This window comes from Streptomyces sp. WAC 04229, assembly GCF_003947455.1.
Taxonomy (GTDB): domain Bacteria; phylum Actinomycetota; class Actinomycetes; order Streptomycetales; family Streptomycetaceae; genus Streptomyces.
Genome location: NZ_QHJH01000075.1, coordinates 22900 through 32343, shown reverse-complemented (window position 1 = coordinate 32343; position 9444 = coordinate 22900). Strand labels below are relative to the sequence as shown.

The following is a 9444-nucleotide window of genomic DNA, read 5'->3' as shown; positions in this document are numbered from 1 at the left end:
GAGCCGGGGCGGCCGGCTCCCGCCCCGCAGCCGGCCGCCCCGGCTCCGGCGGCCGCACCGGCCGCCCCGGCCGCCGCCCAGCCGGCGGACGACGGCGCCTACGTCACCCCGCTGGTGCGCAAGCTCGCCGCCGAGAACGGCGTCGACCTGTCCACCGTCAAGGGCACCGGCGTCGGCGGCCGCATCCGCAAGCAGGACGTCATCGCCGCCGCCGAGGCCGCGAAGGCCGCCGCTCCGGCGCCCGCCGCTGCCGCTCCTGCCACCGCCGCGAAGAAGGCCCCCACCCTGGAGGCCTCCCCGCTGCGCGGCCAGACCGTCAAGATGCCCCGCATCCGCAAGGTCATCGGCGACAACATGGTCAAGGCGCTGCACGAGCAGGCCCAGCTGTCGTCGGTCGTCGAGGTCGACGTCACCCGCCTGATGAAGCTGCGCGGCCGGGCCAAGGACGCGTTCGCGGCCCGTGAGGGCGTCAAGCTCTCGCCGATGCCGTTCTTCGTCCGGGCCGCCGCCCAGGCGCTGAAGGCGCACGCACCGATCAACGCCAAGATCAACGAGGCCGAGGGGACCATCACCTACTTCGACACCGAGAACATCGGTATCGCGGTGGACTCCGAGAAGGGCCTGATGACCCCGGTCATCAAGAACGCCGGTGACCTCAACCTGGCCGGCATCGCCAAGGCGACCGCCGACCTGGCGGGCAAGGTGCGGGCCAGCAAGATCAGCCCGGACGAGCTGGCCGGCGCGACCTTCACCATCAGCAACACCGGTTCGCGCGGCGCGCTGTTCGACACGATCATCGTGCCGCCGGGCCAGGTCGCCATCCTCGGCATCGGTGCCACGGTCAAGCGTCCGGCCGTCATCGAGACGGAGGACGGCCCGGTCATCGGCGTCCGCGACATGACGTACCTGACCCTGTCCTACGACCACCGTCTGGTGGACGGTGCCGACGCCGCCCGCTACCTGACGGCGGTCAAGGCGATCCTGGAGGCCGGCGAGTTCGAGGTCGAGCTCGGCCTTTAAAGTCCCTCGTCAGTGGGCCTGTACGGTGCCCCCGCCCGGAATCCTCCGGGCGGGGGCATCGCCGTGTTCGGGGCGGGGAACGCTGTGTAAGTCTCGTCTCACCTGCGCCGAAGCGCCCCCGTGCACCCTTCCCGCCCGCCGCGACGGCCGTATTGTCTAAACGTCAAACGCCCCAGGGGCCGAAGGGGCCCCTCCCGAAGGAGCTCCCATGACCGCGCCCGTCGTCCACTCGCTGCGCGAACAGATCCGCGAGCACATCCTGGAAGGGATCATCAGCGGGCGCTGGCAGCCGGGCGAGCGGATCGTGGAGCGCCGGATCGCCACCGAGCTGGAGGTCAGCCAGACGCCGGTGCGGGAGGCGCTGCGGGAGCTGGAGTCACTGCGGCTGATCGAGTCGGCGCCGAACAAGGGCGTGCGGGTGCGGAACCTGACCGCCGCCGACCTGGAGGAGAGCTACCCCGTCCGGGCCGGCCTGGAGGCCATCGCGGCCGAGCTGGCGGCCGACCGGCTCGCCCTGGACTGCTCGGCCCTGGAGCCGCACGTCGCGGCGCTGTACGAGGCCGACCGGGTCTCCGACGGGACGGGCCAGGTGCGGCACACGGTGGGCTTCCACCGCGAGCTGGTCCGCGCGGCGGGCAACTCGGTGCTGCTGCACACGTGGGAGGGCCTGGGCATCGAGGTCTTCACGGCGCTGTCGATACGGTGGCTGGGGACGGTGCAGCAGTCGTACGCGGAGGAGCACGAGGAGCTGGTCGCGGCCTTCCGCCGCCGGGACCCCCGCATCCCGGAGATCGTCAAGTCCCACGTCCTGGGCTGCGCGCCCCGGGCGTAGGTTTTCGCCCCCGCCGCCCCTACCCTTCCCGTCCCTGGGGGCTCCGCCCCCAGACCCCCGTTCGCGCAGTTCCCCGCGCCCCTTCAGGGGCGCGGGGAACTGCGCGAACAGCCCCGACGCGCCCGCAGCCGCCGAACACACCGCAACCACCCGAGCTCCACCGCGCTCACCTGCACAAACCCCCAACCTGAAGGTCACTGCGTGCCATCGCCGAAGGCACCCCGTGCCGACTTTCTCGTAATCAAGAGGTTTTGCCCCTCAACCCTTTGATCGATCATCGATCAGGGAGTTACAGTCACGGACGGGCTTCCACCCGAGCCCCACGCCCTGTCCTGCCAAAGACCTAGGGCACCCCGAACCCCTGCCGATGAGGGAACCCCCTTCGACTGAGGAAGGCGGCGACATGACCGACCCCAAAGCCATCCAGCCGAGCGAGCTCGACCAGCTCCCGGACCGCGACCCCGAGGAGACCGCCGAATGGCAGGCCTCCCTGGACGCCGTCACCAAGGCGGCCGGGCCGCACCGTGCCGCGTACTTGATGCGCCGCACGCTGGAGCGCGCCGAGGGCGCCGGCCTGGCGCTGCCGAAGCTGCTGGAGACGGACTACGTCAACTCCATCCCGACCGCCGACGAGCCCGCGGTGGACGGCGACGAGGACCTGGAGCAGCGGATCACCGCCTGGAACCGCTGGAACGCGGCCGCCATGGTGACCCGCGGCAGCAAGCACGGCGTCGGCGGCCACATCGCCACCTTCGCCTCCGCGGCCTGGCTGTACGAGACCGGCTTCAACCACTTCTTCAAGGGCAAGGAGGGTGACGGCTCCGGCGACCAGCTCTACGTCCAGGGCCACGCCTCCCCCGGCATCTACGCCCGTGCCTTCCTCGACGGCCGGCTGACCGAGGACCACCTCGACAACTTCCGGCGCGAGGCCGGCGGCAACGGACTGCCGTCCTACCCGCACCCGCGCCGCCTGCCCTGGCTGTGGGAGTTCCCCACCGTCTCCATGGGCCTCGGGCCGATCTCCGCGATCTACCAGGCGCGGTTCAACCGCTACCTGACCAGCCGCGGCATCAAGGACCTGACCAACTCCCACGTGTGGGCGTTCCTCGGCGACGGCGAGATGGACGAGCCCGAGTCCACCACGGCGCTCACCCTCGCCTCCCGCGAGGGCCTGGACAACCTGACCTTCGTCATCAACTGCAACCTGCAGCGCCTCGACGGTCCGGTCCGCGCCAACTTCAAGATCGTGCAGGAGCTGGAGGCCCAGTTCCGCGGCGCCGGCTGGAACGTCGTCAAGAGCCTGTGGGGCACGGCGTGGGACGAGCTGTTCCAGCTCGACACGAACGGCGCGCTCGTACGCCGCCTGCGCGAGGTACCCGACGCGCAGGTGCAGACGTACCAGACGCGTGACGCCGCCTACATCCGCGAGGACTTCTTCGGCAAGGACCCGGAGCTCGCCGCCATGGCGAAGCTGCTGTCCGACGACAAGATCCTCGAGTGTTTCCACTACTCGCGCGGCGGCCACGAGTCCCGCAAGGTCTACGCCGCCTACCGGGCCGCGCTCGCCCACAAGGGCGCGCCGACCGTGATCCTGGCCCAGACGGTCAAGGGCCACACCCTCGGCACCGGCTTCGCCTCCAAGAACGCCAACCACCAGATGAAGAAGCTCTCGGTGGACGAGTTCAAGGACATGCGCGACCTGCTCGGTCTGCCGATCAAGGACAGCGACTTCGTCGACGGCGTGGTCCCCTACGGTCACCCCGGCGCCGACTCCCCCGAGGTCCGCTACCTCCAGGAGCGCCGCGCCGCCCTCGGCGGTCCGGCCCCGGCCCGCCGCGTGCACCCGGTCGCGCCGCTGCCCGCGCCCGCCGAGAAGGCGTTCGCCTCCTTCGACAAGGGCTCCGGCTCGCAGAGCGTGGCCACCACCATGGCCTTCGTCCGCCTGGTCAAGGACCTGGTCCGCGACAAGGAGACCGGCAAGCGCTGGGTGCCCATCGTCCCCGACGAGGCGCGCACCTTCGGCATGGAGAGCCTCTTCCCGTCCCTCGGGATCTACTCCCCCAAGGGCCAGACGTACGAGCCGGTCGACCGCGACCAGCTGATGTACTACAAGGAGGCCGAGAACGGCCAGATCCTCAACGAGGGGATCACCGAGGCCGGTTCGATGGCCGACTTCATCGCCGCGTCGACGTCGTACGCGACGCACGGCGAGACGATGATCCCGTTCTACATCTTCTACTCGATGTTCGGCTGGCAGCGCACGGCCGACCAGATGTGGCAGCTCGGCGACCAGCTCGGCCGCGGCTTCCTGGTCGGCGCCACGGCCGGCCGGACCACGCTGACCGGTGAGGGCCTCCAGCACGCTGACGGCCACTCCCCGGCGATCGCGGCGACCAACCCGGCCGCGATGACGTACGACCCGGCCTTCGCGTACGAGGTCGCGGCGATCGTCAAGGACGGTCTGCGCCGGATGTACGGCGAGGCGGCCCCGGGCGAGGACCCGAACGTCTTCTACTACCTGACCGTCTACAACGAGCCGATGCCGCAGCCGGCCAAGCCGTCCGGCGCCGGTGTGGACGAGGGCATCGTCAAGGGCCTGTACCGCTTCAACACGGCGGAGTCGGCGGGCCTGACCCCGGCGGCGAACGCCCCGCGGCTCCAGCTCCTGTCCTCCGGTACGGCGATCCACTGGGCGCTCAAGGCGCAGCGGCTGCTCGCCGAGGAGTGGGGCGTGGCCGCCGACGTGTGGTCCGCGACCTCCTGGACGGAGCTGCGCCGGGACGCGATGGACGCCGACGCGGCGCTGCTGCGCGGCGAGGAGCGGGTGCCGTACGTCCGCCGGGCGCTCCAGGGCGCCGAGGGCCCGGTCCTCGCGGTCTCCGACTACATGCGCCAGGTCCCTGACCAGATCGCGCAGTGGGTCGAGCAGGACTACTCGTCGCTCGGTGCCGACGGCTTCGGCCTCTCGGACACCCGTGACGCCGCCCGCCGGCACTTCGGTGTCGACGCCGAGTCCATCGTGGTCGCGGCCCTGGCCCAGCTCGCCCGGCGCGGCGAGGTCAAGGCGACGGCCGTGAAGGAGGCGCGCGAGCGCCACGGCCTGTAAGGCCGGGCATGACCCGAGGAGGCCCCCGCCGCGGCGGGGGCCTCCTGCATGATGTGGGGATGCGCGCTGCCCGCCTCATCAAGATGGTGCTGCTCCTCCAGTCCCGCCCGTCCATGACCGCCGCCGAGCTGGCCCGGGAGCTGGAGGTCTCCGAGCGGACCGTGACGCGGGACGCGCAGGCGCTGTCGGAGGCCGGGGTCCCGGTGTACGCCGAGCGCGGGCGGGCCGGGGGCTACCGGCTGATCGGCGGCTACCGGACGCGGCTGACCGGGCTGGCCCGGGGCGAGGCCGAGGCGCTGTTCCTGTCGGGGGTGCCGGGTGCGCTGCGCGAGATGGGCCTGGAGGACGCGGCGTCGGCGGCCCGGCTGAAGGTGTCGGCGGCGCTGCTCCCGTCGCTGCGGGACGCCTCCCGTACCGCCGCGCAGCGTTTCCACCTGGACGCGCCGAACTGGTTCCGGGAGCCCGGCACGCCCGAGCTGCTGCCGGCGGTCGCGGACGCGGTCTGGGACGACCGGCGGATCACGGCGCGCTACCGGCGTGCGCGGGACGAGGTGGTCCGGGAGCTGGAGCCGTACGGGCTCGTCCTGAAGGCGGGCGTCTGGTACCTGTGCGCGCGGGTCGCGCGGGAGGCGGACGGCGGGCCGTACCGGGTGTACCGGATCGACCGGTTCACGGCGGTGGAACCGGGCGAGGAGCGTTTCACGCGGGACGACGACTTCGACCTGCCCGCGTTCTGGGCGGAGCGGGCCGAGCAGTTCGCGCGGTCCATCCTGCGGGCGCGGGTCGTGGTCCGGCTCTCGGAGCGGGGGGCGCGCGGGCTGGCGCACGCGGTGGACGCGCTGTCGGCCCGGGAGGCGCTGGCGGCGGCCGAGGGGCCGGACGCGGACGGGTGGGTGACGGTGACGCTGCCCGTGGAGTCGGAGGAGGTCGCGCACACCCAGCTGACGGGGCTGGGTGCGGAGGTGGAGGTGCTGGCGCCGGAGGGGCTGCGGGAGCGGTTCGCCCGGGACGCCCGGCGGCTCGCCGGGCTGTACGCCGGTGCGGGGCCGGACGGCGGCTGACGGATCCCGCGCGGCGATTCCCGCATAACGATCCGCCGCACTCCACGTGCGTGGCACCCCCGCAGGGCCGATGCTGGACCCGTGATGGACGAGACGGAGTTCTGGGAGCTGATCGACGCCGCCCGGCAGGGCGCCGACGGCGATCCCGAGGACCAGGCCGACCTGCTGGTGGACCGGCTCCTCACGATGGACCCGGACCTGGTGCTCGACTTCGCCCGCCACTTCGAGGCCCGCTACAACCGCGCCTGCACCTGGGACCTGTGGGGCGCGGCGTGGGTGCTGCTGGGCGGTGCCAGCGACGACGCCTTCGACTTCTTCCGCTGCTGGCTGATCGGCCAGGGCAGGGAGGTCTACGAGGGCGCGGTGCACGAACCCGACTCGCTCGCCGAGCTGCTGGACGACTTCGACGAGGAGCTGGACGGCGACGGGGAGGAGCTGGGCTACGCGGCCGACGAGGCCTACGAGCAGCTCACCGGCACCGTCGCGCCCGACCTCGGCATCGCCCCCGCCCCCGCGGAGCCCCTGGGCACCGCGATCAACCTGGAGAGCGACCAGGCCCTCGCCGCACGCCTGCCCCGTCTGTGGGAGCGGTTCGGCCCGGAGTGACCCGGCGGCTTCCTTTCCGCCGGGCCCGTGGGGCCGCGAGTCAGGCCGTGCGGCCCTGGAGACGGGCCGCCGTCCGGCGGATCTCCGGGAGGCGGTCCGAGAGGGCGGCGCCCGGGCAGCTGGTCTGGTAGCCGTCGTCGTGGCCCGCGACGGCGGGCAGGGTCGCCGTGGCGCCCGCGGCGTAGCGGCTGAGCCCGTTGCTGGAGACCAGGGCGACCTTCGCGCGCGGATCGGTGTCGGTCTCGCCGAGCTTCCAGGCGGCCACGGCGGCGATCGCGTCGGTCAGCGCGTCCGGCACGGGCACGCCCGCGGTGAAGGTGCCGAGGGCGGCGATGCCGGTGGTGCGGTGGTTGAAGCCCTGGGTGTGCGCGCCGGTGACGGGGCGGTCGGCGCCGCCGGCGCGGCCCTCGTAGACGGTGCCGCAGCGGTCGACGATGAAGTTGTAGCCGATGTCGTCCCAGTCCCGGGCGCCGGTCTGGCCCATGTACACGCCGCGCAGGATGGCCGGTACGTCGGCGCAGTCGTAGCCGTTCGGCGTGTCCGTGTGGTGGACGAAGACGGCGAGGATCTTGTCGTCGTACCGCGGGGCGGGCTGGTCGCGGGCGGCCCCGCCCAGCCATTGAGACCGGGGCACGATGGCCGGCCGGGGCGCGGAGTGCCGGTCGGCGGCGACCGGACTGGCCCGCGTGGTCGCCGCCTGTTCGACCCCGTTGGCGCAGAGGAACAGCGCGGCGACGGCGGCCAGGCCGGGCAGCGCGCCGAGCACGGCCCGCAGCGCGCGCGGCATCCCGGCCGCACCGGGGGTGGAGGCGCGGGCGGCACCCGGTGCGGGAACGGCACGCCGCTCCCGGGCCCCGCGCGGTCGGAGGGGACGCATGGTCCCACTGTCCGGCGGATCGGGTCCGCCCGCGATGTGTGCTGTGCCACCTGGTGGAACCATCGTCCCGGTCCACGACGTTTTCCGGTTGATCGCACATGCTCGCCCGGGTGACCGTTTCCGGTCGGTCGCGCGGCAGAGTCTGATCATCGGGGCCGTACGGCACGTACTGAGGGTTCCCGGGGTCCGGTGGTGGAAAGGCGGCTCGCGTGGACCTGCTCGACGTTCTGCTGGTGCTGGTGGTGCTGGCCTACGCCGCGTCCGGATACCGGCGCGGCCTGGTGGCCGGCTGTGTCTCGCTGGCCGGTTTCGTGGGCGGTGCGGCGCTCGGCGTGTGGATCCTGCCCTGGGTCACGGATCTCGTGACGCCGGGCTCGACGTCGACGACGGTGCTCGCGGTGGTCACGGTGCTGCTGCCGGCGATCGTGGTGCACGAGCTCGCGGGGCGGCTGGCGCTGCGGCTGCGCCGGGAACTGGACGCCGGCCCGCTCAGGGTGGCCGACGGGATCGGCGGAGCGGCGGCGAACGCGGTGGCGGCGCTGATCGTGGCGTGGGTGGCGGCCAGCGTGCTCGCGGCGTCCTCGTCCTCGCTGCTCACCTCGGCGATCCGGGACTCGACGCTGCTGGGCGCCGTGCAGCGGGCGATGCCGGACACCACGCCCGCGTGGTTCTCGGGGGCGACGTCCGCGCTGACCGAGGCCGGGTTCCCGCAGGTCTTCAACCCGTTCGAGAACGAGGCGACGGCGCAGGTCGCCGAGCCCTCCGGGGACAGCGTGACGGCGGCCGCGACCCGGGCGGCCCAGCGCAGCACGGTGAAGGTGGAGGGCGTCACGGGCACCCAGGGCCGGGAGGGCAGCGGCTTCGTCTTCGCGCCGGAGCGGGTGATGACCAACGCCCACGTGGTGGCGGGCATCGACGACCCGACCGTGCGGATCGGCGGGGTGGGCCCGGCGTACGAGGCACGCGTGGTGCTGTTCGACCCGGGCAAGGACGTGGCCGTGCTGTACGTCCCGGACCTGTCGGCGCCCGTCCTGCGGTTCGACGACGACGCGGAGCGCGGGGACCCCGCGGTGGTGGCGGGCTATCCGCAGGACGGCGACCTGGACCTGCGGGCGGCGACGGTGGCGAACCGGACGCGGGCGACCGGGCAGAACATCTACAGCGACGCGAACGTCACCCGGGAGATCTACTCGATCCGCTCCACGGTCCGCCCCGGCAACTCGGGCGGACCGCTGCTGACCACCGACGGCCGGGTGTACGGCGTGGTGTTCGCCCGCTCCACCTCCGACGCGGGGACCGGCTACGTGCTGACGGCGGCCGAGGTGGCCGCCGACGCGGAGCGTGCCGCGGACGCGACGGAGGCGGTGGACACGGGCGAACCGGTCACGACGTGACCGGCGACGGCTCCCGCTCGGTCAGGAACCGGCCCATCGTCACGTCGTCGACGTAGGCGCCGCCGAGGTAGAACTCCTCGGGCTGCACGCCCTCGACGACGAAGCCCTCGGACTCGTAGAGCTTCCGGGCGGCCGTGTTGTGGCCGAGGACGCGCAGGGTGATGCGGCGGGCGCCGAGGCGGCGGGCCTCCTCGACGGCGGCGCGGACCAGCGCGCGGCCGACGCCGCACCCGCGGGCCGTGTCGGCGACGGCGAGACCGCGGATCTGGCGTACGTGGGCGTTGGCGGCCAGTTCCGTGGGGAAGCCGAGGCGGACGTAGCCGACGACGGAGCCGTCGACTTCGGCGACGAGGTGGTCGCCGGGGCCCGAGTGCGGCCGGAAGAAGGGGTCGTCCGGTCCCGGCGGGGGTGAGACGGCGTGCAGGAGCGACCAGGTGTCGCGGTCGAGCCGGCGCAGCGGCTCCTCGTCGTCGGACCTGGCGGGACGTATGTGCGGAGCTGGCATGACGGTCACTGTACGACGCGGAAGCGGGCACCGGTCCGCCGAT

At 73.1% G+C, this 9444-nt stretch carries 8 protein-coding genes; 6 read left to right on the top strand and 2 right to left on the bottom strand.

Annotated elements, in window-relative coordinates:
- The 5 genes from sucB to DMH12_RS20695 all read left to right on the top strand — a co-directional run.
- The coding region (sucB, locus tag DMH12_RS20720) for a 2-oxoglutarate dehydrogenase, E2 component, dihydrolipoamide succinyltransferase (RefSeq protein ID WP_125493010.1) at window positions 1-1020 on the top strand (1020 nt) is incomplete at its 5' end.
- A 208-nt stretch (window positions 1021-1228) separates the two neighbouring features.
- Entirely contained in the window at window positions 1229-1852 is a 624-nt protein-coding gene (locus DMH12_RS20715) for a GntR family transcriptional regulator (RefSeq protein WP_052839895.1), read from the top strand.
- A gap of 403 nt (window positions 1853-2255) precedes the next feature.
- On the top strand, window positions 2256-4958 hold the full coding sequence (gene aceE / locus DMH12_RS20705) for a pyruvate dehydrogenase (acetyl-transferring), homodimeric type (protein WP_125493009.1): 2703 nt from the start codon (window positions 2256-2258) through the stop codon (window positions 4956-4958).
- Window positions 4959-5017: 59 nt separating this feature from the next.
- Complete coding sequence (locus DMH12_RS20700; RefSeq protein ID WP_125493008.1) at window positions 5018-6019, top strand: YafY family protein; 1002 nt, start codon at window positions 5018-5020, stop codon at window positions 6017-6019.
- Window positions 6020-6103: 84 nt separating this feature from the next.
- Window positions 6104-6625, top strand: a complete 522-nt coding sequence (locus DMH12_RS20695) for a DUF4240 domain-containing protein (protein ID WP_122620496.1) — start codon at window positions 6104-6106, stop codon at window positions 6623-6625.
- A 40-nt stretch (window positions 6626-6665) separates the two neighbouring features.
- Here the strand turns inward: DMH12_RS20695 and DMH12_RS20690 are convergent, their stop codons facing one another.
- Window positions 6666-7502, bottom strand: coding sequence for a peptidoglycan recognition protein (locus DMH12_RS20690; protein ID WP_399188108.1), 837 nt, complete (start codon window positions 7500-7502; stop codon window positions 6666-6668).
- A gap of 209 nt (window positions 7503-7711) precedes the next feature.
- Here DMH12_RS20690 and DMH12_RS20685 point away from each other — a divergent pair, with 209 nt between their 5' ends.
- Window positions 7712-8896 carry a MarP family serine protease gene (locus DMH12_RS20685; protein ID WP_125493006.1) on the top strand — a complete coding sequence of 395 codons (1185 nt, stop codon included), beginning with the start codon at window positions 7712-7714 and terminating at the stop codon, window positions 8894-8896.
- Here the strand turns inward: DMH12_RS20685 and DMH12_RS20680 are convergent.
- Window positions 8886-9401 (bottom strand): GNAT family N-acetyltransferase, encoded by a 516-nt coding sequence (locus DMH12_RS20680; protein ID WP_185832439.1) that lies wholly within the window; start codon window positions 9399-9401, stop codon window positions 8886-8888. The two genes, DMH12_RS20685 and DMH12_RS20680, sit on opposite strands and share 11 nt — an antisense overlap.
- Window positions 9402-9444 lie beyond the last annotated feature (43 nt).